Genomic DNA, 24,586 nt, shown 5'->3' with positions numbered 1-24,586 from the left:
CATGACCTCATATGTCATGCCCACGTCCGGCCAGCCCACGTCCGGCCAGCCCGCGTCCGGCCGGCCTGTGTCCAACCGGCCCTCGTCCGGTCAACCCGCGTCCGGCCGGTCCGACGGTCACGCGTCGCAGGCCGCCGTCTCCACCGTCGGCCTGCGCAAGTCCTACGGCGACAAGACCGTCCTCGACGGCATCGATCTGACCATCCCGGCCGGCTCGGTCTTCGCGCTCCTCGGGCCGAACGGCGCCGGCAAGACCACCACCGTGCAGATCCTCTCCACGCTCATCGCCGCCGACGGCGGGCAGGCCCGGGTGGCGGGCCACGACATCGCCACCTCGCCGGACGGAGTACGCGCCGCGATCGGTGTGACCGGGCAGTTCTCCGCTGTCGACGGGCTGATCACCGGCGAGGAGAACATGCTCCTCATGGCGGATCTGCACCACCTCTCACGCCGTGCGGGCCGCCGTATCGCCGCGGAGCTGCTGGAGCGCTTCGGTCTGACGGAGGCCGCGAAGAAGCCCGCCTCCACCTACTCCGGCGGCATGAGGCGGCGTCTGGACATCGCCATGACCCTGGTCGGTGACCCGCGCATCATCTTCCTGGACGAGCCGACCACCGGTCTCGACCCGCGCTCCCGCCACAACATGTGGCAGATCATCCGCGAGCTGGTCTCCGGTGGCGTCACCGTCTTCCTCACCACCCAGTACCTGGACGAGGCCGACGAACTCGCCGACCGCATCGCGGTGCTGAACGACGGAAAGATCGCCGCCCAGGGCACCGCGGACGAGCTCAAGCGGCTCGTCCCCGGCGGCCACATCCGGCTCCGCTTCACCGACCCGGCCGACTACCGGTCCGCCGCCGCCGCGCTGCGCGAGGCCTCCGGGGAGGACGAGGCACTGTCGCTGCGGATCCCCAGCGACGGCAGTCAGCGGGAGCTGCGCTCGATCCTGGACTGGCTCGACTCGGCCGGCATCGAGGCGGACGAGCTGACCGTGCACACCCCCGACCTCGACGACGTGTTCTTCGCCCTGACCGGCGACACCACCCTGCCCCACCAGACCGAGGAGACTGTCCGATGAGCGCCCTCTCCCTCGCCGTGCGGGATTCGTCCACGATGCTGCGCCGCAACCTGCTGCACGCACGCCGCTACCCGTCCCTGACCCTGAACCTGCTGCTCACCCCGATCATCCTGCTGCTGCTCTTCGTCTACATCTTCGGCGACGCGATGAGCGCGGGCATCGGCGGCGGGGGCGCCGACCGCTCCCAGTACATCGCCTATCTCGTGCCCGGCATCCTGCTGATGACCATCGGCGGCACCGTGGTCGGCGCCGCGGTGTCGGTCTCCACCGACATGTCCGAGGGCATCATCGCCCGCTTCCGCACCATGGCGATCCACCGCGGCTCGGTGCTCGTCGGACACGTCGTGGGCAGCGTGCTGCAGTCGGTCGCCAGCGTGGCCCTCGTCGGCGCCGTCGCCGTGGCCATCGGCTTCCGCTCCCACGACGCCACAGCCCTGGAGTGGCTGGCCGCCTTCGGACTGCTCGTCCTGGTCGCCCTGGCGCTCACCTGGATCGCGGTCGGGATGGGCATGGTCAGCCCGAACGCCGAAGCCGCGAGCAACAACGCCATGCCGCTGATCCTCCTCCCCTTCATCTCCAGCGCCTTCGTCCCCGTCGACGCGATGCCCGGCTGGTTCCAGCCGATCGCCGAGTACCAGCCGTTCACCCCCGCCATCGAGACCCTGCGCGGCCTGCTGCTCGGCACCGAAATCGGCGCCAACGGCTGGCTCGCCGTCGCCTGGTGCCTCGGCCTGACCGCACTCGGCTACCTCTGGTCGACCAAGGCCTTCAACCGCGACCCGCAGTAGCCGGCGCGAGGGCGCGGGCCGGTCTCCGGCAACTCCTTCCGCCCCGGGGCGGCGTACTCCGGCACCGCGTCGGAGTACGCCGCCCCGTCCGCGTCCACGGCCGCCCGCCGCGGCCGGGGCGCCGGCATCGTCGGCCCGCACTCCCCCACCAGCGGTTCCGCTCCTGGCCGGAGCCGGTCTTCCGCCCCGGACGCCGGCCAGGGCAGTACGGGGCGGGACACCGGCCGGGAACAGGGAAACGGGTTCAGGGCCGGCGGGGTCCGCGCGGCGGGCGAGGATTTCCCGCCGGGCCGGGAGTCAATACGGGGGCAGGCGGAATCCGCACCCGAAAGGCAGCACCATGAGCAGACTGATCGTCACCGCGTTCGTCACCCTGGACGGCGTCATGCAGGCCCCCGGCGGTCCGGAGGAGGACGTCGACGGCGGCTTCGAGCACGGCGGCTGGCAGGTCCCCTATGTCGACGACGACTTCATGGGCCTCATGACGGGGGTCTTCGAGGACACCGCCGACCATCTCCTGCTCGGCCGGAAGACCTACGACATCTTCGCCGCCTACTGGCCCCGCGTCACCGACGAGAACAACTCGATCGGCGTGAAGCTCAACAGCATGCCCAAGTACGTCGCCTCACGGACCCGGACCAGCCTGGAGTGGCACAACTCCCATCTGCTGCAAGGCGATGCCGCGGAGTCCGTCGCACAGCTCAAGCAGCGGCTCGACGGCGTGATCATGACGCAGGGCAGCAGCGACCTCATCCGCACCCTGCAGCAGCACGACCTCGTCGACGAGTACCGGCTGCTCGTCAACCCGGTGATCCTCGGCATCGGCAAACGGCTCTTCGCCGAGGGCGCCGCACCGTCCGCCTGGAGGCTCAGCGAGTCCCGCACCACCAGCGTGGGCGTGCGGTACTGCGCCTACGAACGGACGGGAAAGCCCGAGTACGGAACCTTCCTGCTGGACGAGCAGGGCTGAGAACCGGGACATGGCCGCGGCCGTGACGACAGCAACGGCCTCCCGGGCGCGCCACCGCGGGCGCGCCCGGGAGGGGAAGCGAGACACCCGGACTATGACCTCTGCCCTGAACCCCCTGAGCCCCCTGGCCCCCCTGAATCCTGCGCCCCCTGTCGTCCGCGCCGGTGCGCCGCCACCCGCTCGCGGGTGGCACACCGCCGCGAACAGTAGCGGCGCGCCGGGCCGCTCCCCTCGGTGACGAAGACGCGGTGACAGCCGGCCGAGGCGCAGACACCACCGGGCGCACGCTGCCGGTCCCAGACGAGCACCGTCAGCGCCAGGCAGGACGAGGCGAGGAACCACTCACCCCAGGGCGCGTCGTCATCGCTGTCCAGGTGCGGGTGCCAGGGGCCCGCGCCGCCGTGCGCGGTGAGACGCAACGGGCCTTGACTGTGTGCCAGCAGCCGGTTCAGCACAGCGGCGGCGCCCTCGATCCCGTCCGCCACGAAGACGTCCCGCAGCATGACGGCCGCGGTGCGCAGCTCCGCGAGATCGCCCGCCGAGAATTCCAGGGATCCGGTCTCCCCGTACTCCCGGAGCACCCCGGCCACCGCGGCGGCCACTTCCGCGGCCGTCCCACCGGCGGTCGGCTCCTCGGCGGTCAGGGCGTTGACCAGCGCCGCGGTGCGCCGGGCGTTCATCCGTACCGAATGCCGGGCGGACCAGTCGTCGTTGCGGGAGAGCATCGAGCGACTGTAACGCATATGGTCATGTTCTGCGTTACCTCCGTACCGTGCGCGCCATGCATACGCGTCACCCGTTCCGTTCCTTCCTCACCGGCGCCACCATGGCCCGCCTGGGCGACGAGATGTCCGGACCGGCCCTGTTGCTCGCCGGGCTCGCGGCAACCGGGTCGGTCTCCTCGGCGGCCTGCCTGCTCGCCGGGCTGACCGTCTCGGCGGCGGTCGGCGGTCCCGTCCTCGGCGCTCTGCTCGACCGGGCCGGGCGACCGGGACACCTGCTGGCCTGGGCACTCGTCCTCTACGCAGGCGCCCTGGCAGCGCTCCTGGCGGGCCTCGGCCGCCTCCCCCTCGTCGCGCTGGTGCTGATCGCCGTGCTCGCCGGGCTGCTGGGGCCGGCCCTCTCGGGCGGCTGGACCGCCCAACTGCCCCGCGTCCTCCCGGCGGCCCGGCTGCCGCGCGGGACCGCGCTCGACGCGATGACCTACGACGCCGCGGGCCTGATCGGCCCGGCCTGCGCCGGGGCGCTGGCCGGCCTGGCCGGAGCCTCGTCCGGTGTCCTGGTGGCCGCGGTACTGATCTGTGCCGCGTTCCCCTGCGCCTGGACGCTGCCGACGAGAGGTGGCCCCACGGCGCCCCGGATTCCGTCCCGCCCGGGGACGCGGCAGCTCCTCGGCGACGTGGGCGCCGGTTTCCGGGCCCTGGTCCGGACCCGGTCCCTGGCCCGCGCCACGGTGACCTCGGTGATCTGCTGCGCCGGCAGCGGCATGCTGATCACCTGCGCGCCGCTGCTGGGCACCCGGTCGCTGGGCAGCGCCGGCCTCGGTACGGCCCTGCTCTCCGTCGCGGCCGCGACGGCGCTCACGGCCAACGCGCTGCTGGCCCGCCGCCCCTCGATGCCGTCGCCGGACGCCGTGCTCTGCTGGAGCGCGCTCGCCCTCGCCGCCGGCTGTCTCCTCGCGGCAACCGGCCGGCCCGCTCTCCTCGTCACGGCGATGGCCGTCGCGGGCCTCGCCGAAGGACCGCAGCTGACCGCCCTCTTCGCCATCCGCCACCGGGAAGCACCGGAACGGCTGCGCGGCCGGATCTTCACCACGGGGGCCAGCCTCAAGATCACCGGATCCGCCCTCGGCGCGGGTGTCGCCGGACCGCTCGCCGAGTGGTCGCTCCCCGGCACCCTGGTCGCCGCCGCCGGCTGCCACCTGGCAGCGGTCCTGGCCTTCGCCTGGATCACCACCGCCCGGCGGCGACGCTCAGCGGCATCGCACCGGTCCAGGAACACGGGATTGGCCGTGTCCCCCGGTGACGACCCCGTCCTACGCTCACGATCATGAGAATTCGGATCGTCGACGCCTTCACCGACCGCCCCTTCACCGGCAACCCGGCCGCCGTCCTCCTCCTGGAGGGCGACGCGTTCCCCGACGACGCCTGGCTGATGCGCGTCGCGGCCGAGGTCAACCTCTCCGAAACGGCCTTCGCGCATCCGCTGCCGGAGGGCGGCGCCGCCGACTGGGCACTGCGCTGGTGCACCCCCACCACCGAGGTCGATCTGTGCGGTCACGCCACCCTGGCCACCGCGCACGTCCTGCGGACCACCGGAGCCGCGACGGGCACCATCCGGTTCACCACCCGGGGCGGTCTCCTCACGGCGACCGCCGGCGACGACGGCTCGATCACCCTGGACTTCCCCACCGCACCACTGACCGCGGTCGAGGTGCCCGACACCGTCCCCGCCGCGCTCGGCGCGGACGTCGTGTCCGCCCACGACACCGGCTCGGTGGTCGGCGACCTCCTGGTGGAACTTGCCGACGAGACGGCCGTCCGCTCCCTCACCCCGGACCTCGCGGCCGTCGCCCGGCTGAGCCACCGCGGGATCATCGTCACGGCCCGCGCGGACGACCCGTCCCTCGGCCACGACGTGGTCTCCCGCTTCTTCGCCCCCGCCTCGGGGATCGACGAGGACCCGGTGACCGGCAGCGCCCACACCGCCCTCGCACCGTTCTGGGCGCCCCGGATCGGCCTGACCGACCTCACCGGCCTGCAGGCCTCGGCCCGCACCGGCATCGTCCGCACCGAACTCCGCGGCGACCGTACGCTGCTGACCGGCAACGCCGTCACGGTGATCGACGGCGAACTCCTCGCCACCTGACCTCGCCGCGGCGGCTCGTCCCGTCGCCGGTCCGGCCGGACATCCGGCCGGGGCGGCGGCAGGTCGGCGGCCGGGCACCGACCGGGGTCATCCGGTGGGCAGCCAGCCCACCTTGCCCGCCAGCAGCGCGTATCCGACGAACGCCACGATGTCGATGAGCGCATGGGCGACCACCAGCGGCCCCACCCGCCCCCACCGGCGGTACAGCAGCACGAAGACCGCGCCCATCACCATGTTGCCGACCAGTCCGCCGATGCCCTGGTACAGGTGATAGCTGCCGCGCAGCACGGAGCTCGCCACCAGGGCGGCCATCGGCGTCCAGCCCAGCTGCCCGAGCCTGCGCAGCAGATAGCCGACCACGACCACCTCTTCCAGCAATGCGTTCTGCACCGCGGAGGCGATCAGGACCGGCAGCTTCCACCAGACGTCGGGCAGGGACTCCGGTACGACGGTGAGGTTGAAACCGGCGGCGCGCACCCCGAGGTAGAAGAGCAGCCCGGTGCCGCCGATCGCCGCCGCGACCCCGGCGCCCGCCCCGAGGTCGAAGCCGGGCCGGCGCCGGTCGAGTCCGATGGCCCGCAGCCCTCCGGCGCCCTCCCGCAGCAGCAGATGGGCCACCAGGGCGACGGGCACCAGCGCGGTCGCGATGTCGAACAGCTGCCAGGCGAGGTCGAGCCAGGGGCGCCCGGGGGCCGCGGAGGCATTGAGGTTGGCGGCCTGGTCCTTCAGCCCGCCCTCCTTGGTGACCGAGCCGAGGAAGCTGATGAGCGACGACAGCGCGCTGGCGCCCACCGACAGCGCGAGCACCAGCAGCGTCTCGCTGCGCAGCATCCGCGGCGACAGGCGCTCCCCGGACGGCGATTCGGCCACCCGGCCCGCATCCGACTGCACACATGCCTCCCGTTCGACGTCCCGTCCCAGGGCCGTCCCCGAACCGTCCCGCTCCCGCGGCACGGGCGGTCCGCCCGGCATCGGGCCACGGACCCGCGTCCGCCACCCTGGGACGTCTTAGCTTGCCCGACGGCTCCCCCGCGCCGGGCACGGGGGCGGTTCCCCGGCACGCCGTCCCCACCCGCACCGCCGCCACGAGGGCGCCGCCCGCACCGACGAACGCCGCGACCCGCCTCTCCGGGGAGAGACGGGTCGCGACGGTGGGGGCGGTGCGGTGGTACGCAACGGGGGCCGGGGGTGGCCGTCGGCCGCGGCGGAACGATTCAGCCCGGGAAGCCCAGGGGCCAGGTGTGGACGGGGTCGCCGCCGCGCATCAACGCGCCGTACCGGCGTGTGGTCGCGGCCAGCGCCGCCTCCCGGTCGAGGCCGCCCTCCAGAGCACGGTGGAAGGTCTCCGCCTGCCACGAGGCGCCGTTCACCCCCCGTCGGCAGCGCTCCTCGATGACGCCCAGGTAGAAGTCCCGGTCCGCCGGTTCGACGCCCCAGGAGTCCAGCCCGGCCGCGGCCATCGGCAGCAGTTCCTCCCGGACGAGCCGTACGGCCGGCTGCTCGGCCACCGTGCCCGACCGGCCGGGGCGGGGCCAGCGCAGCCGGGCCTCGATGCCGTGGCGGCAGGCCGCGTCGAAGTTGGCCGAGGCCTCCTCGAACGACAGCCGGGACCAGACGGGGCGCGGCTCCTCGGCGAGGGCGCGGACGAGGCCGTAGTAGAAGGCGGTGTTGGCGATGACATCGGTGACGGTCGGGCCGGCCGGCAGCACCCGGTTCTCCACCCGGAGGTGCGGGGCCCCGTCGGCGACCTCGTAGACCGGCCGGTTCCAGCGGTAGACGGTCCCGTTGTGCAGCACGAGCTCCTGCAGCTTGGGAATGCCGCCCTCGTCGAGCACCCGCAGCGGGTCGTCCTCGCTGCAGATCGGCAGGAGCGAGGGGAAGTAGCGCACGTTCTCCTCGAAGAGGTCCTGCACGGAGTCGATCCAGCGCTCGCCGAACCAGGTGCGGGGCCGGACCCCCTGCGCCCGGAGCTCCGGCGGGCGGGTGTCCGTGGCCTGCTGGAAGAGCGGCGGCCGGGACTCCCGCCAGAGCTCGTGGCCGAAGAGGAACGGGGAGTTGGCGCCCATGGCGATCTGCACCGCGGCCACCGCCTGCGCGGCGTTCCAGACGGCGGCGAACCGGTTGGGGGTCACCTGGAGGTGGAGCTGCACCGAGGTGCAGGCGGCTTCGGGGGCGATGGACCGGCTGCTGTACCGCAGCCGCTCCACACCTTCGATGTCGAGGTCGATCTCCTCGCCGCGGGCGGCGAGAATCTGATCGTTGAGCAGCATGTAACGGTCGACCTCGGAGAGGTTCCCGGACACCAGATCGTCCGGCCCCAGGGTGGGCAGGATGCCGATCATCACGATCTCCGCGGAGACTTCCCGGGCCTTGCGGTCGGCATACCCGAGCCCGGTCCGCAGCTCTTCCGCCAGCTGGTCCAGAACCCGCCCGGACAGCCGGTGCGGCACGATGTTCACTTCCAGGTTGAACTGCCCCAGCTCGGTCTGAAAATCCCCGCTGGAGATCCGGTCCAGGACTTCCGCATTCATCATGCGCGGCATCCCGTCGGCCCCGGCGAGATTCAGCTCGATCTCCAGGCCCATCAAATTCTTCGGGCGGTCGAACCGCCTCTCCTCCAGCAGCCTGTCCAGCGCTTGGAGGCACCGCTGCAGCTTGCGGCGGTAGTGCTGCCGATCGGACAGGTCGAACCCGCCTGCCTCGACCTTCTCCCCCATCGAAGGGTCCCTCCTCGAGTGGGTCGCCGACGGCGCCGGCCGCCGGTGTCACGGTCGATGATGCCCAGGCAATGTGATCGATAACGCCCGGCGGACACCGCATGCCCAGTAAGCTCCTCCGTACACACCATGCGGCACATTCCATGGGCATAACGTGGTGTCCCGGTCCGGATGTATTGCGCACGTGGGAAACGCCGACGGAAATCGGCCTACCGTTCCCGGGACATAACGCAAGGCCGCGGGCCGGGCCATGCGGACAGAATGGGTACAACCCCCTCGCAGTAAAGACCGAATACGGACTTGCCCGCAATGCCCGGGTCGGCTAGGCGAAACACTGCGTGAACACCTGTCGTATAAACTTCGCGAACGAGGCAGAGAGTGTGCGCCGCCGGACAAACGGATTCCCGGCCCCCTCTGACCCCGCTGCTGACACCGCCGTCCGCACAGCCCCGCTCCACGTGTCTCCGAAGTGAGAGGCGACCCACCATGCCGCTGCATGTCCCCCCGGCACCCCAGCCCGCCCTGCGCAGCGCGCTCACGGCCCTCGGTTCCCCCACCGCGGTCCGCGATCCGCGCACCCCGGCCCTGCGCACCGTCACCGGCCCGCTGACTCCGGACCTTCCACTGCCCGTCCACGTCCTGGACCGCGTCACCTCACGGGGCGGCACTCCGCGCACCCGGCTCGCCGGGTGGCGCTTCCTGATCCGCAGCGGCGACCGCGCCGTGGCGGCGGCCGAGACCATGCTCACCCCGGACGGCTGGGCGTTCTCCCACTTCTTCGAGGGCCCGTACGTGGCCTCCACGGAACTGGCGCTGCGACAGGCGGAGGCGCTGACCGCGCCGTACCAGCCGCGCCTGCTCTCCGTACCGGAGCTCTACATGCTCACGCTGTGGCTGCACGGGGACGCCGGCGCGGACGCCGGCAAGGGCCGTCCCGCGCCGAGTGATCTTCTGGTGCCGCTCGCGCCGGCCCCTCCGGGCATCGCGGCGCATCGCGCCCACCGGGTCGCCGATCTGCTGCCGGTGCTCACCCTCCGGGTCGCGCCGACCCCGTTGATGGGCATGGGGACGCCGGCCTGACCTCTCCGGGACGCACGGCATGTGTGCGCCCCGCGGCCCGGGGGCCGCGGGGCGCTCCCCTGCGCGGGAGCGGACCATGGCCCACTCCGGCCATTCCTCAACCACCCGAAGTGACGGTCCCGTTGCGGTGAACCGTCCGCACGAGTGACGCGTCATCAAGCAGTGACGACAGCTCCCGGGAAATCCCTGCGGAATTCCACGCGTGGGGCAACACTGGGACCGACCGATCCGATACGGGGGACGGCACCATGAACTCTGCTCCGATCCGCAGCACACCCGCCCCATCTCAGCGAAAGATCCCGACCATGTGCCAGCACCAGCCTCCCTGCCCGACCGCCGACTCCGCCGACCGGGAGGCCGCCCATCCCGTGGCGCACCACCCGGAGCAGGGCTGGAGCCTGCTGTGCAATGGCGTCCTGCTCTTCGAGGACACGGGTGAGCTGCTGCCGGACGGCCGGATCATCGGCCCGCGCCGGCCGCTCGGCACGGGGCGAGTGGCGACGGCCGCCTGACCCTCACCGGTCGCGAGACACCACCGTCACCGCTCCACCCGCACCACTCCGGCGATACCGCTCCGGCGTCGCCACTCCAGCGACACTGCTCCAGCGACACCAAGGGGCCGGCCCGGCGCTCACCGCCGAACCGGCCCCCGGCACAGTCCCGTCGAGGCACGGCCCCCTTCTCAGGGCAGCCGTCCCCCGGGGTTCAGCACCTCACTGGTCGTACTCGTCCAGCGGCGGGCACGAGCAGACCAGGTTCCGGTCGCCGAAGGCGCCGTCGATCCGCCGCACCGGCGGCCAGTACTTGTCCGCCGCGGAGACGCCCTCCGGGAAGACCGCCGTCTCGCGGCTGTACGGGCGCTCCCACTCCCCGCCCAGCGTGGACGCCGGGTGGGGCGCGTTGCGCAGCGGGTTGTCGTCCGCCGGCCACTCGCCGGAACCGACCCGCTCGATCTCGGCGCGGATCGCGATCATCGCCTCGCAGAAGCGGTCCAGCTCGACGAGGTCCTCGCTCTCCGTGGGCTCGATCATCAGCGTGCCGGCCACCGGGAACGACATGGTCGGCGCATGGAAGCCGTAGTCGATGAGCCGCTTGGCGACATCGTCGACGGTGACCCCGGTCGCCTTGGTCAGCGGGCGCAGGTCCACGATGCACTCGTGGGCGACCAGGCCGTGCGGACCGGTGTAGAGCACCGGGTAGTGCGGCTCCAGCCGCTTGGCGATGTAGTTGGCACCGAGCACGGCCACCTGGGTGGCCCGCCGCAGCCCCTCGGCCCCCATCAGCCGGACGTACGCCCAGGAGATCGGCAGGATGCCGGCGGAGCCCCACGGCGCGGCGGAGATCGGGCCGACCCCGGTCTCCGGCCCGGCGGCCGGCTGGAGCGGGTGGTTCGGCAGGTACGGCGCCAGATGCGCGCGCACGCCGACCGGGCCGACGCCCGGACCGCCGCCGCCGTGCGGGATGCAGAACGTCTTGTGCAGGTTCAGGTGCGAGACGTCCGAGCCGAACCGGCCCGGCTTGGCGAGGCCCACCAGCGCGTTGAGGTTGGCGCCGTCCACGTAGACCTGGCCGCCCGCGTCGTGCACGGCCGCGCAGATGTCGGTGATGTGCTCCTCGAAGACGCCGTGCGTCGACGGGTAGGTCACCATCAGCACCGCGAGCTCGTCGCCGTGCTTCTCGATCTTGGCGTGCAGGTCCTCGACGTCGACGTCGCCGTCCTCGCGGGTCTTGACGACCACGACCTTCATCCCGGCCATCACGGCGCTGGCAGCGTTGGTGCCGTGCGCCGAGGAGGGGATCAGGCAGACGGTGCGCTGATCGTCGCCGTTGGCCCGGTGGTACGCCCGGACGGCCAGCAGACCGGCCAGCTCGCCCTGGGAGCCCGCGTTGGGCTGAAGGGAGACCTTGTCGTAGCCGGTGACCTCGGCGAGCCGCTCCTCGAGCTCACGGATGAGGGTCAGATAGCCCCCGGCCTGCTCGACCGGCGCGAACGGGTGCAGCGCCCCGAACTGCGGCCAGGTGACCGGCTCCATCTCCGTGGTCGCGTTGAGCTTCATGGTGCAGGAGCCGAGCGGGATCATCCCGCGGTCCAGCGCGTAGTCCCGGTCGGAGAGGCGGCGCAGGTAGCGCAGCATCGCGGTCTCGGAGCGGTGCTGGTGGAACACCGGGTGGGTGAGGTACTCGCCCCGGCGGAGCAGGGCCTCGGGGAGGGTGTCCTCCGCCGTGGCGTCCAGGGCCTCGATGTCCGCCTCGACGCCGAACGCGCCCCAGACAGCCGCCACCTGGTCACGGAGGGTGGTCTCGTCGCAGGAAATGCCGACGAGGTCGGCGTCGACCTGCCGCAGGTTGACCCCGGCCTTGCGAGCGGCGGCCACGACCTCGGCGGCGCGGCCCGGCACCCGGGCGGTCACGGTGTCGAAGTACGCGCCGTGCACGATCTCCACGCCCCCGGCCCGCAGGCCCGCCGCGAGCAGCGTGGCGTAGCGGTGGGTGCGGCGGGCGATGCCTGCGAGCCCGTCCGGGCCGTGGTAGACGGCGTACAGCCCGGCCATGACGGCGAGCAGGACCTGCGCGGTGCAGATGTTGCTCGTCGCCTTCTCCCGGCGGATGTGCTGCTCACGGGTCTGCAGCGCCAGCCGGTACGCCTTGGTGCCGTCGGCGTCCACGGAGACTCCGACCAGTCGGCCGGGGAGGCTGCGGGCGAACGTGTCGCGCACGGCCATGAAGCCGGCGTGCGGGCCGCCGAAGCCCATGGGGACGCCGAACCGCTGGCTGTTGCCCACCGCGATGTCCGCGCCCAGCTCGCCGGGCGAGGTGAGCACGGTGAGGGCGAGGAGGTCGGCGGCGACCGTGACGATCGCGCCCAGCTCATGGGCCCGCTCGATGACCGGACGCAGGTCGCGCACCTGCCCGGAGGCGCCCGGGTACTGGAGCAGCACACCGAAGACACCGCGCTCGGCGACGTCCGCCGGGATGCCCTCGGAGAGGTCGGCGACGACGACCTCGACGCCCGTCGGCTCGGCGCGGGTCTCGATGACGGCGATGGTCTGCGGCAGACAGTCGGCGTCGATCAGGAAGACGCCGTTCTTCACCTTGCCGACCCGGCGGGAAAGCGCCATGGCCTCGGCGGCGGCCGTGCCCTCGTCGAGCAGCGAGGCGCCCGAGGTGGGGAGCCCGGTCAGGTCCGCGACGACGGTCTGGAAGTTCAGCAGCGCCTCGAGGCGGCCCTGCGAGATCTCCGGCTGGTACGGCGTGTACGCCGTGTACCAGGCGGGGTTCTCCATCACGTTGCGGAGGATCACCGGCGGGGTGAAGGTGCCGTGGTAGCCGAGGCCGATCATCGGCGCCAGCACCTCGTTGCGCTCGGCGAGGCCGCGCAGCTCGGCGAGGACCTCCGCCTCGGTGCGGGCGTCCGGCAGGTCCAGCTCCCCGGCGTTCTTGATCACGTCGGGGACGGCGGCGGCGGTGAGTTCGTCCAGGGAGCCGTAGCCCACCTGGGCGAGCATCTTCGCCTGCGCCTCGCTGTCGGGTCCGATGTGGCGCTGCTCGAAGGGAGTGCCACGTTCCAGCTGGGAGAGTGGGATGCGATCGGCGGTCATCTGCGGAGGCCTCCTGGTCGACGCGACCTGCGAGGGGCACCACGGCACGGGTGCCCCGACGGCCTCCCCCTCTGTCATCTCGACCTGAGAGCTTCACCGGTCCGCCGGGGCGGTCCGGTTTTCACCGTCGGTGAGGAGGGGTTCCGGCGCAATACACGGCCGATGCCCGCCCTGCTTTCCAGAGTGACCTCGTCCGTGCGGTACGTGTGCCTGAGAGATTCCGGGGAGGATTTGCTCCTTCGGCGCCTCCTCTTGCTGGTGGAGGACTCTCCCGCACGGGGTCTGCAGCCATTTGCCAGCGTACCAGTGGCTCTCCGGGCCGGTCGCTCGAGTGGCCGAGGGGCGGAATGTGCCCTTTCGTAGTTCTCGTAGAGGATCTGCGAACAGCGGGAGGGACCGTGCAGACCGATATCGATCCGCGGAGCCTGATCGGCCGCAAGGCATTCGACCTCGACGGAGCGAAAATCGGCACCGTGGACGAGGTGTACCTGGACGACGCGACCGGCCTCCCGGAGTGGGCCGCGGTGCGCACCGGCCTGTTCGGGCGCGACGCCTTCGTCCCGCTGGAGCCCAGCGAGATCGTCGACGACACCCTGCGCGTCCCCTACCACCGCGCGCTGATCAAGCGCGCACCCGACTTCGGCGTCGGCCGCCACCTCTCGCCGGAGCAGGAGCTGCAGCTCTACCACCACTACGGGCTCGACGCCACGTCCCCGGAGGACGGGCCGGGCCCCGACGACCAGGACTTCGGGCGGCTGGCGGGCAACGACGACTGACCGCCCGCAGCGGTCACCTCCGGCCGGCCCTCCGGAGCAGCGGCCTCCCCCGGGCCGCCGGGTTTCAGCGGCAGCGGCTCGGACGGCTCCAGGTCCGGGTCGTCGACGGGGAAGGTCCGCACCCGGCCGGGCGCCGACCAGGGCTGTTCGAACCGCACGGTGACCCTGCCCACGCCGCTGCCCTGCACCCAGCCGGGCCCCAGCTCCGCATGGCGCACATCGTGCCCCGGCACCCAGCGGCGCACCTGCTCCACCGTGGTCTCCCCAGCTTCCGGCGCCACCGGGGCGGGCTCCGCCTGCGACTCCTCGGCCCGCTCCACGTCCCCGGCGGCCGCAGCCGCGGCCGCCTCCAGCGCCGCGGCGGCCTCTGCCGTGGCGGCCTGGGCGAACAGATCCTCCTGCGTGAAGTCGGCCAGCCCCGTGACCCCGACACCCAGCAGCCGCACGCCCCCGGTGGTGTCCACGAGCTCCAGGAGCCGCGCGGCGGCCTCCCGGATGACCGTGGGGTCGTCGGTGGGGCCGCGCTGGGTCTCGGACCGGGTCAGCGTGGAGAAGTCGTACCGCCGCACCTTGAGCACGACCGTGCGGCCGGACCGCCCGGCCGCCCGCAGCCGCTGCACACAGCGCTCCGCCAGGCGCACCACCTCGGCCCTCACCTGCGCCCGGTCGTGGAGATCGACGTCGAAGGTGTCCTCGACGGAAACCGACTTGGCGTCCCGCTCGGCGATCACGGGGCGGTCGTCCCGCCCGCTCGCCATCGTGTGGAGCGAGCTGCCGTGCGCCCGCCCCAGCAGCCGCACCAGCTCCTCCTCACCGGCTTCCACGATCTCCCCGACCGTGTGGATGCCGGCCCGGCGCAAGTGCTCGGCGGTGGCCGGGCCGACGCCCGGCAGGGTGCGCACCGTCAGCGGTGCCAGCAGCTCGCGTTCGGTGCCCGGGGCTATCAGCGTCAGTCCGTCCGGCTTGGCCTGCTCGGAGGCGATCTTGGCCAGCATCTTGGATCCCGCCAGCCCCACCGAGCCACTGAGCCCGGTGGCGGCCCGGATGTCGGCCCGCAGCCGCTCGCCCACGGCCCGCGCCGAGGCCTCGGAGTCCGCCGCCCCCTCCGCCTCCAGGTCCACGAACGCCTCGTCCAGGCTCAGCGGCTCCACCAGGGGCGAGAGGCCGTGCAGCAGCTCCATGACGGCGTCGCTGACCTGGCGGTACAGCGAGAAGCGCGGTGTCAGATAGGCCGCGTTCGGGCAGAGCCGCCGGGCCTGGGCCGTCGCCATGGCCGAGTGCACCCCGAAGACCCGCGCCTCGTACGACGCGGTGGCGACCACCCCCCGCGGCCCGAGCCCGCCGACGACCACCGGCTTCCCGCGCAGGCTCGGCTTCGCCGCCTGTTCGACCGCGGCGTAGAAGGCATCCATGTCGAGATGGAGGATGGTCGGTGCGCCTCTCACACCCCTGATGCTGCCGTACGGCACTGACAACGGCCCACGGGCGGGCGGCGCGGCGCGTCCGCGGGATCAGCCGGCGCGGTTCCGGCGGCGGGCGAGCTCGTCCGCGGGGTTGTGCCCGATCAGGGTCTCGCCGGTGTCGATCCGCTCTCCGTGGAGCTGGGACAGGGTGCTCTCCACATCCCGCCACACCACCCCCACGGCGATGCCGAAGATGCCCTGACCGCCCTGGAGCAGGTCCACGACCTCGTCCGGGGAGGAGCACTCGTAGACCGTCGCGCCATCGCTCATCAGCGTCATCTGCGCGAGATCCGACCGCTCGCGGGCCCGCAGGTGCTGGACGGCGGCGCGGATGTTCTGCAACGAGACGCCGGTGTCCAGGAACCGCTTCACGATCTTCAGGACGACGACGTCCCGGAAGCTGTACAGCCGCTGGGTGCCGGAGCCGTACGCGGGCCGCACGCTCGGCTCGACGAGCCCGGTGCGCGCCCAGTAGTCCAGCTGGCGGTAGGTGATACCGGCCGCCGCGCAGGCGGTCGGGCCGCGATAGCCGACCTCGTCGGACGGCTCACCCGACACGGCGGCTGCCGCGGCGGTGTGCCCGGTGGCGGGGTCGACCGCACCTCCGTGGAGCGTCGCACCTCCGTGGAGCGCCGCACCTCCGTGGAGCGGAAAGGGGCCGCCCGCCGCTGTACCGTCGCCGGTGCTTCTCACGCCGACCTCCGTCCTTGACCTGCCTTCTCGACGGTAGGCAGTGACCCCGGGTGCGTCAACGATCGCCACACTCGGCACGCCGAGTGATAATCACCCTGAGAGTGGTTTTCCGTGCCCTCTTCGGGGAAAGGCTGACCGGATGGCCCGGAAGTGCCGGATTACGGCCGCTACTGGCTGCTGGATCCGAAGTCCTCGGGCGAGATCTGGTCGAGGAACTCGCGGAACTTCTCCACCTCGTCCTCCTGCTCGTCCGGGATCGCGATCCCCGCGTCGTCCAGCACACCGTCGCTGCCGTAGATCGGCGTTCCGGTGCGCAGCGCCAGCGCTATGGCGTCGGAGGGCCTGGCACTCACCTCGACACCGCTGGCGAACACCAGTTCGGCGTAGAAGACACCTTCCCGCAGGTCCGTGATCCGGACCTCGGTCAGCTGCTGGCCGACCGCCTCGAGCACGTCCTTGAACAGGTCGTGCGTCAGCGGCCTGGCCGGGGCCATGCCCTGCTGGGCGAAGGCGATGGCGGTGGCCTCCCCGGGGCCGATCCAGATGGGGAGGTACCGATCGCCTCCCACTTCACGCAGGAGCACGATCGGTTGGTTGGAGGGCATTTCCACCCGGACACCCACGACGTCGAGCTCGTTCACACAGTAACCCTAGGACGTGCCCGGCCGGTTTGGGTAGTCGGGCACCGCTTCATCAGTGCAGACGGGTCCGCAGCGCGGCCTGGACGAGCGCCGCGTGGAGCCGCACCGACAGGGTCGCCAGCTCCCGCGCGGTCTGCTCGGCGTGGTTCCTCGTCTGCGGATTGCGGTGCCGCCGCAGGGGGGCCACCACCTGTTCGACCAGGTCCGCCTCCCGGTCGGCGGCGGCCTTCATCACCCGCAGATGCCGCGGCTCCAGCCCGAAGCCGCCCAGGTCGGCGACGAGCTTGGCGACCTGGACCGCCTCGATGTCGTACGCGCCGTCCTCGGCGGGCCCGATCAGGCCGTAGGACTCCCACTCGGCGAGCCGGCCCTCGTCGACCTCGGCGGCCGCCAGGAGCTCCGCACGGCCGATACGGGCCGCGGTGGCGGTCGCCTCCGCGGCGGAGTCCTCCAGCGCCCCGTCGAGCAGCTCACGGGGCCGGGAGGGGGCCGGGAGCTCGACGCGCTCGCCCCTGGCCAGCGCGTCGAGCTGCTCCCGGATGACCTTCAGCGGCAGGTAGAGATCCCGCTGCATGCGCAGGACGTACCCGAGCCGCTCCACGTCCTCCGGGGTGAATTTGCGGTACCCGGAGGGCGTGCGGCGCGGCTCGACGAGCCCCTCCGACTCCAAGAAACGGATCTTGGAGATGGTGATCTCGGGGAACTCCTCGCGCAGCCGGTTCAGCACCGCACCGATGCTCATGAGCCTGCCTGCCGCGGTGGCGGTGCCGGTACCGGCACCGCCCGACGGTGTCTGCGCCATGGCTCCTTCCCCGACGGGTCAGATGCCCCGCTGGCTCGCGTAGAAGACGAGACGGTACTTGCCGATCTGCACCTCGTCGCCGTTGGCCAGCGGAAGCGAGTCGATCCGCTCCCGGTTGACGTACGTGCCGTTCAGGCTGCCGACGTCGGAGACGGTGAACCCGCCCTCCGGACCGCGGCGGAACTCCACATGCCGACGTGAGACCGTCACATCGTCCAGGAAGATGTCGCTCTGCGGGTGGCGCCCGGCCGTGGTCAGGTCGCCGTCCAGCAGGAAGCGGCTGCCCGAATTCGGTCCGCGGCGGACCACGAGCAGCGCCGAGCCCATCGGCAGCGCGTCGACCGCGGCCTGTGCCTCGGGGGAGAGCGGCGGCGCCGTCTGCCCCGTGCTCTCGGACTCGTAGGCCTCCAGGCCCGAGATCGAAATGGTGGACGTCGTCTCCGACGGCCGCTCGGGCTGGGCGCCGGCACGCAGCGGAGCGCCACAGTTGGAGCAGAACCGGCTGGACTCCGCGTTCCGGTGACCACACCTCGCGCAAACAGGCAAAGCGGCAAACCCTCCACCCGTACTTGAGGTTGCTGGTTCCTGGGAACCTATGCGGCCCGCACCCGCAGGGTCAACAGCAGACGCGCCGTGCCCCCCGGAAATACCGCCCTCGGCGCCCGCGACCTCGTCGCGGAACAGCGGGCGCTCCTCACCCGCGGCGCTCTCGTCCGCGGTGCGCCCCGCGCGGTGGCGTGCTGTCTCGCTGCCGCCGTCCTCGCGTGCGCTCTTACCGAACAACTTTCCAAACAACTTCACGGGCGATTCCCCTTGACCGAAACAGACCCGCCCGTGGGGCAGGATGAACAACCTCGCTGCACACACCGGCCGACCCGGACATCCACACAACGTCCGTGACCGTCAGACAGTTTCCACCACACACCACACCACTGGTACGCCGACCCCCCGCAACCTCTTGCCCCGCCGTGTGCCCGCCATGCGCGGACATGTCACTGCGAGGACGACCGAGCGTAGTCAGGCCGCTTCGCCGGCCGCAAGGCGTCCACCGTGACCCGGCCGGAGGCCTCGACGGACACCGTGGCCTGCTCCTTCTCCAGCGTCTGCACCACCCCACCGGGGATGTTCAGCGCCGGTTCGAGATCCTGCGGCTTGCCGATGACCTTGAAACGGTACGGCTGGGCGATTCTCTTCCCGTCGATCCGCACCCCTCCCACGGCGTCCGAGACATAGGTGTCGGCGACCACCCGGACTCCGTTGATCTGGATGGCCTCCGCCCCGGCGGCCCGCAGTTCCTGGATCGCGTCGAGCAGCATGTCCGCCTGCACCGCACGCTTGGTGTCGCGCACGGTGACCGTGATCCCCGGCCCCTGAGCCCGCACCGTACCGGCCAGAATGCCGAGCTGCTGTTCCTTCTGGACCGTCTGCTTGCGGGCCTCCTCCGCCTGGTCCGAGCTGTTCTCCAGCTCGGTGCGCTGGTTCTCCAGGCGGCGCTTCTCGTCCTCCAGACGCTGGGTCCGGTCGTCGAGTTCGTCCAGGATGCGCACCAGGTCCTCCTGGCGGGCACCCCGCAGCGCGCTGTTGTCGCTGGTGGAACTCACCTGGATGGCCAGGCCCAGTCCGAGGACGAACAGCAGCAGGGCGACGGTCAGTTGGGCCCGGGTGACCCGCGGCGGCCAGAGCCCCGCGACCAGCCGCCGACGGCCGGAGAGCTCCTCCTCGCCCGGCTCGGGGCCTGGTTCGGGTGCAGCCGGTTCCGCGGCCCACGCGTCCTGCGGACGTGGTCCCGGACCGCTTCTCCCGGGGCCTTGCGGGCCCGCCGCCGGCCGGTCCGCGGGCTGCGGACCAGGCCCGGACCGCAGCTGCGGCTGCGGCTGCGGCCGGTCTGCCTCGCCCCTCTCCGAGTCATCCCTTTCCGAGGGGCCCGGGCGCCGCGGGGGCTCCGGCGCGCCTGCGTCGGCACCCGCGGCCGGACCGTCCTTCGCGTCCGGGGCAGGAGGGTGCGGCCCGGCCGAGGCTCCCGGCGACTCCGGGGCCTCAGGCACCTCAGGCGTCTCCCGCTCCTCCGGGGCCCCCTTCGGCTCCGGGGTCCCCTTCGGCTCCTGGGGCCCCTCCGACTCCTGGGCCCCGGTGGGCTCCTGGGTCTCCCCGGCCTCACGCGGACCCGGCTGTTCCGGCTTCCTCGGTGTTTCCGACTCCTCCGGGGAGTCCGGCGTCCGCGGGTTCTCCGGCGTCTCGTCGTTGCTCATCGGCCTCACGCCCGGAACACGTGCCGGCGGATCGCCGCGGCGTTGGAGAAGATGCGGATGCCCAGCACCACGACGACACCGGTGGACAGCTGCGCGCCGACCCCGAGCTTGTCACCGAGGAACACGATCAGCGCGGCGACGACCACATTGGAGAGGAACGACACGACGAACACCTTGTCGTCGAAGATGCCGTCCAGCATGGCCCGCAGACCGCCGAAGACCGCGTCGAGCGCAGCGACGACGGCAATGGGCAGATAGGGCTCGACCACCGCCGGAACTTCGGGTCGGACGAGCAGTCCCACCACGACTCCTACGACGAGGCCCAGTACGGCGATCACGATGTGCCCTTCCCTGTGTCATCGGCGCTTCTGCCCGCGCCCCCGGCAACCGGCTCCGCGTAACGCACGATCAGGCTCGGCGCGGCGGGGAGCCGCACCTCTTCCTGCGCGGAAATGCTGGTCCGGATCCCGTAGTTCTCCTGCAGCACATGCAGGTACTGCCCGTCGGCACTGTCCTGGAACGTGGTCGCCAGGCGCTGCCCGTCCCCCACCGCGAGCACCGTGTACGGCGGCACCAGTGGCTTGTTGTCGACCAGTATGGCGTCGCCCGCCGCCCGGATCGCCGAGAGGGCGGTCAGCCGCTGGCCGTTGACCGCGATCGCCTCCGCCCCGGACTCCCAGAGGCCGTTGACCACCCGCTGGAGGTCCCGGTCGCGCACTCGCCCCGTGTCGGAGAATCCGCTGCTCTCCCGCGGACCACCGCCGCTCGACTCCGCCTTCTTGGCGTCGTTGACCACCAGCTTCACACCGGGGCCGTGGACCGGGGTGGCGGCGGCCAGCAGACCGAGCTGCCGGCCCTTCTCGCCACCGTGCTTCAGCAGGGCCTCGCGCTGGCGGTCCCCCACATCGTCGCGCAGCCGGTCCACGCTCTTCTGCAGACTGTCGACGGACGAGTTCTCCGCCTCGATCCGGTCGATCAGTTCCTGCCGCTCCTTGGCGATGGCAGGTGCCGATATCTGCGCCTGCGCCGCTCCGACGGTCACCACGGCCGCGGCCAGGACCAGTCCGGCGGCGAGGCCCAGCTTGGCACGGAGTGTCCTCGGGAGCCCCTTGCCGCTGCCGGCGCTGCGCCGGGCCGCAGCCTCGGCGTATCCGTCGTCGAGGCTGTGGTCCATCACGTTGGTCAGCAGCGACATCGAGGCGTCGGGGCGCGAAGGCGGCGAAGCGGTGCTCCGAACGGGGTGCTGCTGCGACATGCCGCACATCGTCGCACGTCGCGGCCGCTACCGCCGAATGGCCCCACCGGCGCGCCGGTGTGGGGCACCGCGGGCACGGTACCCCACAGCGGCCGGCGGCCTACCGGCTCAGCGGCCGGCGCCCTCGACCACCGCGGCCCACTCGTCGAGCAGCGCCTCGGCAGAGGTGGCGTCGGGGCCCTCGGCCCACAGATGGGTGACGGCCTCCGACGGATCGGGCAGCACCATCACCCAGCGCCCGTCCGCCTCGACGACCCGGACGCCGTCCGTGGTGTCGACGGACCGGTCACCGGCCGCCTCGACCACGCTGCGCATGACGAGCCCCTTGACCGCCCACGGGGTGGCCAGGTCCCGCCGCTGGACATGGGCCCGCGGAATCCGGGCATCGATCTGACTGAGCGTCAGCTGGGTGCGTGCCACCAGACCGAGCAGCCGGACGAAGGCGGCCGTTCCGTCGAAGACGCTGCTGAACTCGGGCACGATGAAGCCGCCCCGCCCATCGCCGCCGAAGATCGTCGCCTCGTCGCGGCCGACCCGGGTCAGGTCGTCCGGCGAAGTGGTCGTCCACTCCACCTGGGTGCCGTGGTACGCAGCGACCTGCTCGGCGATCCGGGTGGTGGTCACCGGCAACGCCACCCGGCCGCTCCGCCGCTCGGCGGCGACCAGGTCGAGCATGACCAGCAGCGCACGGTCGTCCTCGATGATCCGGCCGCGCTCGTCGACGAGGGAGAGCCGCTCGCCGACCGGGTCGAAGCGGACACCGAACGCGGCCCGGGCGGACGCGACGATCTCGCCCAGCCGCACCAGCCCGGCCCGCCGGGTCTCGGCGGTCTCCGTGGGCCGGGACTCGTCGAGTCCGGGGTTGATGGTCAGGGCGTCCACGCCGAGCCTTCCGAGCAGGCTGGGCAGGACGAGGCCCGCGCTGCCGTTGGAGGCGTCCACCACGACCTTCAGTCCGGCCTCCTCCACGCCGGCGGTGTCCACGTCCCGCAGCAGGGTGCCGGTGTAGGAGTCGAAGACGCTGGCGGGGAAGCGCAGGTCGCCGATCTCGCCGGGGAAGGCCCGCCGGTACTCCTGCCGGGCGTAGACCCGGTCGAGCTTGCGCTGGCCGGCCTGGGAGAGGTCGGCGCCGCGCTCGTCGAAGAACATGATGTCGACGCAGTCCGGGACACCCGGTGAGGTCCGGACCATGATGCCGCCGGCGCTGCCGCGCGCCGTCTGCTGCCGGGCCACGGGCAGTGGCACGTTCTCCAGGTCCCGGACATCGATCGCGCTCGCCTGGAGCGCCGAGATGACGGCTCGCTTCAGGGCCCGGGCACCACGTGAGTGGTCACGCGCCGTGGTGACCGTCGAGCCCTTCTTCAGCGTGGTCGCATAGGCACCCGCCAGCCGCACCGCGAGCTCGGGGGTGATCTCGACGTTGAGGATGCCGGAGACGCCGCGGGTGCCGAAGAGGTGGGCCTGGCCGCGGGACTCCCAGATGACCGAGGTGTTGACGAAGGCGCCGGCCTCGATGGTCTTGAACGGGTAGACCCGCACATTGCCCTGGATGATCGATTCTTCGCCGACGAGGCACTCGTCGCCGATGACGGCGCCGTCCTCGATGCGGGCGGCCCGCATGATGTCGGTGTTCTTGCCGACGACGCAGCCCCGCAGGTTGCTCTGCTGCCCGATGTAGACGTTGTCGTGCACCACGGCCCGGTGCAGGAAGGCACCGCTCTTCACCACAACATTGGATCCGACGACCGTGTGCTCCCGCAGCTCCGCACCGGCCTCGATCTTGGCGTAGTCACCGATGTACAGCGGCCCGCGGAGTACGGCGTCGGGGTGGACCTCTGCTCCCTCGGCGACCCAGACGCCGGGCGAGATCTCGAACCCGTCGAGCTCGACCTCCACCTTGCCCTCGAGCACATCGGCCTGCGCCTTGACGTAGCTCTCGTGGGTGCCGACGTCCTCCCAGTAGCCCTCGGCGACATAGCCGTAGATCGGCTTGCCCTCCTTCATGAGCTGAGGGAAGACGTCACCGGACCAGTCCACGGAGACACCGGGCTCGAAGTAGTCGAAGACCTCGGGCTCCATGACGTAGATGCCCGTGTTCACGGTGTCCGAGAAAACCTGTCCCCAGGTCGGCTTCTCCAGGAAGCGCTCGACCTTGCCGTTCTCGTCGACGATGGTGATACCGAATTCCAGCGGATTGGGCACCCGCGTCAGGCACACCGTGACGAGTGCGCCCTTTTCCTTGTGGAAATTGATCAGCTCAGTGAGGTCGAAGTCGGTCAGCGCGTCACCGGAAATGACGAGGAAAGCGTCGTCCTTCAGCGCTTCCTCGGCATTCTTGACGCTCCCGGCGGTGCCGAGTGGCGTTTCCTCATTCGCGTAGGTGAGCTCCATACCGAGCTCCTCGCCGTCGCCGAAATAGTTCTTGACGAGTGAGGCGAGGAACTGGACGGTCACCACGGTCTCGGTGAGACCGTGCCGCTTGAGCAGCCTCAGTACATGCTCCATGATCGGCCGGTTGGCCACCGGCAGGAGCGGCTTGGGCATGCTCGAGGTCATGGGGCGAAGGCGGGTGCCCTCACCGCCGGCCATCACGACGGCCTTCATGTCGGAAGCGTCCTCCTCGAAGAGATGACTGTCACCCCGACCGCACCCGTCCGGATGACCCCCTGCCCCCGCACATGGGCACCCGGTTCACGGGCCAGGACCGCCGCCACAGCAGTGGTGCCGAAATGAGGCGGTTCAGCCGGCCGCGGCGTCCGCCCGGACAAGACGGCGGACCTGCACCACGTAGAGGATTCCTGCCCACCAATACAGGGTTGTACCCCAACCGGCGAATGCCCAGCCGAAGACAGCGGCGAGTGAGGGCAGCCAGCCGCTGCCGTCACTCAGCAGGAGCAAGGGGAAGGCGTACATGAGGTTGAACGTCGCCGCCTTGCCGAGAAAGTTCACCTGTGGCGGCGGGTAGCCGTGACGGCGGAGGATCCAGACCATGATCAGGAGCATCAGCTCACGGGCGAGCAGGATGCCGGTGAGCCACCACGGAAGGATCTCCCGCCAGGTGAGCCCGGCCAGGGTGGAGAGGATGTAGAGCCGGTCGGCTGCCGGGTCGAGGAGCCGGCCCAGTTTGCTGATCTGGTTCCAGCGGCGGGCGAGCTTGCCGTCCAGGTAGTCGGTGACGCCGCTCAGGGCCAGCACGAGCAGGGCCCAGCCGTCGCTCTGGGGACCGCCGAACTCGGGCCGGAGGATCAGCCACAGGAAGAGCGGTACGCCGAGCAGCCGCGCCATGCTGAGGATGTTCGGGATGGTGAGGACGCGGTCCGTATGAACTCGCGTCTCCTGGACCTCCACCCGGGTGCCTCCTGGGGGAACGTACCGACGATGCCCCCCGACCTTACCCGTCGGGCTCGGCGGAGTGCACAGAGGGGCCCTGAGCGTCCGAATACGGAAAACTTGCCCGGAAACACAGAAAAGCCGGAGTCCCCAGAACCAAACGGTTCCGGGAACTCCGGCTTTCTCAATGATTGTTCGGCGGCGTCCTACTCTCCCACAGGGTCCCCCCTGCAGTACCATCGGCGCTGAAAGGCTTAGCTTCCGGGTTCGGAATGTA

At 71.6% G+C, this 24,586-nt stretch carries 22 protein-coding genes, 1 rRNA gene and 1 riboswitch; of the genes, 8 read left to right on the top strand and 15 right to left on the bottom strand.

The annotated features are described in order from the left end of the window. Window position 1: 1 nt before the first annotated feature. The 3 genes from ABT112_RS22240 (at window position 2) to ABT112_RS22230 (ending at window position 2,836) form a co-directional block, all read left to right on the top strand. Window positions 2-1,078, top strand: a complete 1,077-nt coding sequence (locus ABT112_RS22240) for an ATP-binding cassette domain-containing protein (RefSeq protein ID WP_351512151.1) — start codon at window positions 2-4, stop codon at window positions 1,076-1,078. Beyond that, window positions 1,075-1,866, top strand: coding sequence for an ABC transporter permease (locus ABT112_RS22235; protein ID WP_351512150.1), 792 nt, complete (start codon window positions 1,075-1,077; stop codon window positions 1,864-1,866). The genes ABT112_RS22240 and ABT112_RS22235 overlap by 4 nt, the downstream gene beginning before the upstream one ends. 340 nt (window positions 1,867-2,206) lie before the next feature. Beyond that, window positions 2,207-2,836, top strand: coding sequence for a dihydrofolate reductase family protein (locus ABT112_RS22230; protein WP_351512148.1), 630 nt, complete (start codon window positions 2,207-2,209; stop codon window positions 2,834-2,836). A gap of 92 nt (window positions 2,837-2,928) precedes the next feature. Here ABT112_RS22230 and ABT112_RS22225 read toward each other — a convergent pair whose 3' ends face one another. Continuing rightward, on the bottom strand, window positions 2,929-3,561 hold the full coding sequence (locus tag ABT112_RS22225) for a CGNR zinc finger domain-containing protein (protein WP_351512146.1): 633 nt from the start codon (window positions 3,559-3,561) through the stop codon (window positions 2,929-2,931). Between the two features lie 56 nt (window positions 3,562-3,617). Here ABT112_RS22225 and ABT112_RS22220 point away from each other — a divergent pair, with 56 nt between their 5' ends. Further along, complete coding sequence (locus tag ABT112_RS22220) at window positions 3,618-4,889, top strand: MFS transporter (protein WP_351512145.1); 1,272 nt, start codon at window positions 3,618-3,620, stop codon at window positions 4,887-4,889. Further along, a complete protein-coding gene (locus tag ABT112_RS22215) occupies window positions 4,886-5,704 on the top strand; it encodes a PhzF family phenazine biosynthesis protein (RefSeq protein WP_351512143.1) in 819 nt (272 codons plus the stop codon). The genes ABT112_RS22220 and ABT112_RS22215 overlap by 4 nt, the downstream gene beginning before the upstream one ends. A gap of 87 nt (window positions 5,705-5,791) precedes the next feature. Here the strand turns inward: ABT112_RS22215 and ABT112_RS22210 are convergent, their stop codons facing one another. Beyond that, window positions 5,792-6,535, bottom strand: a complete 744-nt coding sequence (locus ABT112_RS22210) for a CPBP family intramembrane glutamic endopeptidase (RefSeq protein ID WP_351512247.1) — start codon at window positions 6,533-6,535, stop codon at window positions 5,792-5,794. Window positions 6,536-6,918: 383 nt separating this feature from the next. Then, on the bottom strand, window positions 6,919-8,421 hold the full coding sequence (locus tag ABT112_RS22205; RefSeq protein WP_351512141.1) for a glutamate-cysteine ligase family protein: 1,503 nt from the start codon (window positions 8,419-8,421) through the stop codon (window positions 6,919-6,921). 486 nt (window positions 8,422-8,907) lie between these two features. Here ABT112_RS22205 and ABT112_RS22200 point away from each other — a divergent pair, with 486 nt between their 5' ends. Both ABT112_RS22200 and ABT112_RS22195 read left to right on the top strand, forming a co-directional pair. Then, a complete protein-coding gene (locus tag ABT112_RS22200) occupies window positions 8,908-9,501 on the top strand; it encodes a hypothetical protein (protein WP_351512139.1) in 594 nt (197 codons plus the stop codon). 305 nt (window positions 9,502-9,806) lie between these two features. Beyond that, window positions 9,807-10,013 carry a DUF5999 family protein gene (locus ABT112_RS22195; protein ID WP_351512137.1) on the top strand — a complete coding sequence of 69 codons (207 nt, stop codon included), beginning with the start codon at window positions 9,807-9,809 and terminating at the stop codon, window positions 10,011-10,013. 201 nt (window positions 10,014-10,214) lie between these two features. On the opposite strand, the gene gcvP is transcribed toward ABT112_RS22195, so the two are convergent. Next, on the bottom strand, window positions 10,215-13,100 hold the full coding sequence (gene gcvP / locus ABT112_RS22190; RefSeq protein ID WP_351512135.1) for an aminomethyl-transferring glycine dehydrogenase: 2,886 nt from the start codon (window positions 13,098-13,100) through the stop codon (window positions 10,215-10,217). A gap of 188 nt (window positions 13,101-13,288) precedes the next feature. After that, window positions 13,289-13,384: riboswitch (glycine riboswitch) on the bottom strand. Between the two features lie 114 nt (window positions 13,385-13,498). Here gcvP and ABT112_RS22185 point away from each other — a divergent pair. Continuing rightward, window positions 13,499-13,876 carry a PRC-barrel domain-containing protein gene (locus tag ABT112_RS22185; RefSeq protein WP_351512134.1) on the top strand — a complete coding sequence of 126 codons (378 nt, stop codon included), beginning with the start codon at window positions 13,499-13,501 and terminating at the stop codon, window positions 13,874-13,876. Here ABT112_RS22185 and ABT112_RS22180 read toward each other — a convergent pair. The 11 genes from ABT112_RS22180 to rrf all read right to left on the bottom strand — a co-directional run. Next, window positions 13,792-15,321: a DNA polymerase IV gene (locus ABT112_RS22180; RefSeq protein WP_351512132.1), complete on the bottom strand. Its 1,530-nt coding sequence runs from the start codon at window positions 15,319-15,321 to the stop codon at window positions 13,792-13,794. The two genes, ABT112_RS22185 and ABT112_RS22180, sit on opposite strands and share 85 nt — an antisense overlap. Window positions 15,322-15,387: 66 nt before the next feature. Further along, entirely contained in the window at window positions 15,388-16,032 is a 645-nt protein-coding gene (locus ABT112_RS22175) for a MerR family transcriptional regulator (protein WP_351512130.1), read from the bottom strand. 167 nt (window positions 16,033-16,199) lie between these two features. Beyond that, the gene (locus ABT112_RS22170; RefSeq protein ID WP_030364453.1) at window positions 16,200-16,673 is read right to left on the bottom strand and encodes a bifunctional nuclease family protein; all 474 of its coding nucleotides are present in this window, start codon (window positions 16,671-16,673) and stop codon (window positions 16,200-16,202) included. 52 nt (window positions 16,674-16,725) lie between these two features. Continuing rightward, entirely contained in the window at window positions 16,726-17,475 is a 750-nt protein-coding gene (gene ftsR, locus ABT112_RS22165) for a transcriptional regulator FtsR (RefSeq protein WP_351512128.1), read from the bottom strand. 18 nt (window positions 17,476-17,493) lie between these two features. Next, window positions 17,494-18,318, bottom strand: a complete 825-nt coding sequence (locus ABT112_RS22160) for a double zinc ribbon and FHA domain-containing protein (RefSeq protein ID WP_502975409.1) — start codon at window positions 18,316-18,318, stop codon at window positions 17,494-17,496. A gap of 149 nt (window positions 18,319-18,467) precedes the next feature. Then, a complete protein-coding gene (locus ABT112_RS22155) occupies window positions 18,468-19,337 on the bottom strand; it encodes a DUF881 domain-containing protein (RefSeq protein WP_351512245.1) in 870 nt (289 codons plus the stop codon). A gap of 392 nt (window positions 19,338-19,729) precedes the next feature. Then, window positions 19,730-20,062 carry a small basic family protein gene (locus ABT112_RS22150; RefSeq protein WP_019708255.1) on the bottom strand — a complete coding sequence of 111 codons (333 nt, stop codon included), beginning with the start codon at window positions 20,060-20,062 and terminating at the stop codon, window positions 19,730-19,732. Continuing rightward, window positions 20,059-20,979: a DUF881 domain-containing protein gene (locus ABT112_RS22145; RefSeq protein ID WP_351512125.1), complete on the bottom strand. Its 921-nt coding sequence runs from the start codon at window positions 20,977-20,979 to the stop codon at window positions 20,059-20,061. The genes ABT112_RS22150 and ABT112_RS22145 overlap by 4 nt, the downstream gene beginning before the upstream one ends. A gap of 108 nt (window positions 20,980-21,087) precedes the next feature. Beyond that, the gene (locus ABT112_RS22140) at window positions 21,088-23,583 is read right to left on the bottom strand and encodes a sugar phosphate nucleotidyltransferase (RefSeq protein WP_351512124.1); all 2,496 of its coding nucleotides are present in this window, start codon (window positions 23,581-23,583) and stop codon (window positions 21,088-21,090) included. A gap of 135 nt (window positions 23,584-23,718) precedes the next feature. Next, window positions 23,719-24,327 carry a cardiolipin synthase ClsA gene (clsA, locus tag ABT112_RS22135; protein ID WP_351512122.1) on the bottom strand — a complete coding sequence of 203 codons (609 nt, stop codon included), beginning with the start codon at window positions 24,325-24,327 and terminating at the stop codon, window positions 23,719-23,721. A 175-nt stretch (window positions 24,328-24,502) separates the two neighbouring features. Next, window positions 24,503-24,586, bottom strand: a 5S ribosomal RNA gene (rrf, locus tag ABT112_RS22130); the annotation flags it as partial.

The organism is Streptomyces sp. NPDC002055, from assembly GCF_040296705.1.
Lineage (GTDB): Bacteria > Actinomycetota > Actinomycetes > Streptomycetales > Streptomycetaceae > Streptomyces.
This window is presented reverse-complemented; position numbering and strand designations above follow the sequence as displayed.

What these genes read in the sequence shown, in the direction of transcription:
- ABT112_RS22230 (WP_351512148.1), top strand. Translation starts at nt 2,207, where the DNA reads ATGAGCAGACTGATCGTCACCGCGTTCGTCACCCTGGACGGCGTCATG.
- ABT112_RS22205 (WP_351512141.1), bottom strand. Translation starts at nt 8,421, where the DNA reads ATGGGGGAGAAGGTCGAGGCAGGCGGGTTCGACCTGTCCGATCGGCAG.
- ABT112_RS22200 (WP_351512139.1), top strand. Translation starts at nt 8,908, where the DNA reads ATGCCGCTGCATGTCCCCCCGGCACCCCAGCCCGCCCTGCGCAGCGCG.
- ABT112_RS22145 (WP_351512125.1), bottom strand. Translation starts at nt 20,979, where the DNA reads ATGTCGCAGCAGCACCCCGTTCGGAGCACCGCTTCGCCGCCTTCGCGC.
- ABT112_RS22215 (WP_351512143.1), top strand. Translation starts at nt 4,886, where the DNA reads ATGAGAATTCGGATCGTCGACGCCTTCACCGACCGCCCCTTCACCGGC.
- gcvP (WP_351512135.1), bottom strand. Translation starts at nt 13,100, where the DNA reads ATGACCGCCGATCGCATCCCACTCTCCCAGCTGGAACGTGGCACTCCC.
- ABT112_RS22220 (WP_351512145.1), top strand. Translation starts at nt 3,618, where the DNA reads ATGCATACGCGTCACCCGTTCCGTTCCTTCCTCACCGGCGCCACCATG.
- ABT112_RS22195 (WP_351512137.1), top strand. Translation starts at nt 9,807, where the DNA reads ATGTGCCAGCACCAGCCTCCCTGCCCGACCGCCGACTCCGCCGACCGG.
- ftsR (WP_351512128.1), bottom strand. Translation starts at nt 17,475, where the DNA reads ATGGCGCAGACACCGTCGGGCGGTGCCGGTACCGGCACCGCCACCGCG.
- ABT112_RS22225 (WP_351512146.1), bottom strand. Translation starts at nt 3,561, where the DNA reads ATGCTCTCCCGCAACGACGACTGGTCCGCCCGGCATTCGGTACGGATG.
- ABT112_RS22140 (WP_351512124.1), bottom strand. Translation starts at nt 23,583, where the DNA reads ATGAAGGCCGTCGTGATGGCCGGCGGTGAGGGCACCCGCCTTCGCCCC.
- ABT112_RS22235 (WP_351512150.1), top strand. Translation starts at nt 1,075, where the DNA reads ATGAGCGCCCTCTCCCTCGCCGTGCGGGATTCGTCCACGATGCTGCGC.
- ABT112_RS22210 (WP_351512247.1), bottom strand. Translation starts at nt 6,535, where the DNA reads ATGCTGCGCAGCGAGACGCTGCTGGTGCTCGCGCTGTCGGTGGGCGCC.
- ABT112_RS22240 (WP_351512151.1), top strand. Translation starts at nt 2, where the DNA reads ATGACCTCATATGTCATGCCCACGTCCGGCCAGCCCACGTCCGGCCAG.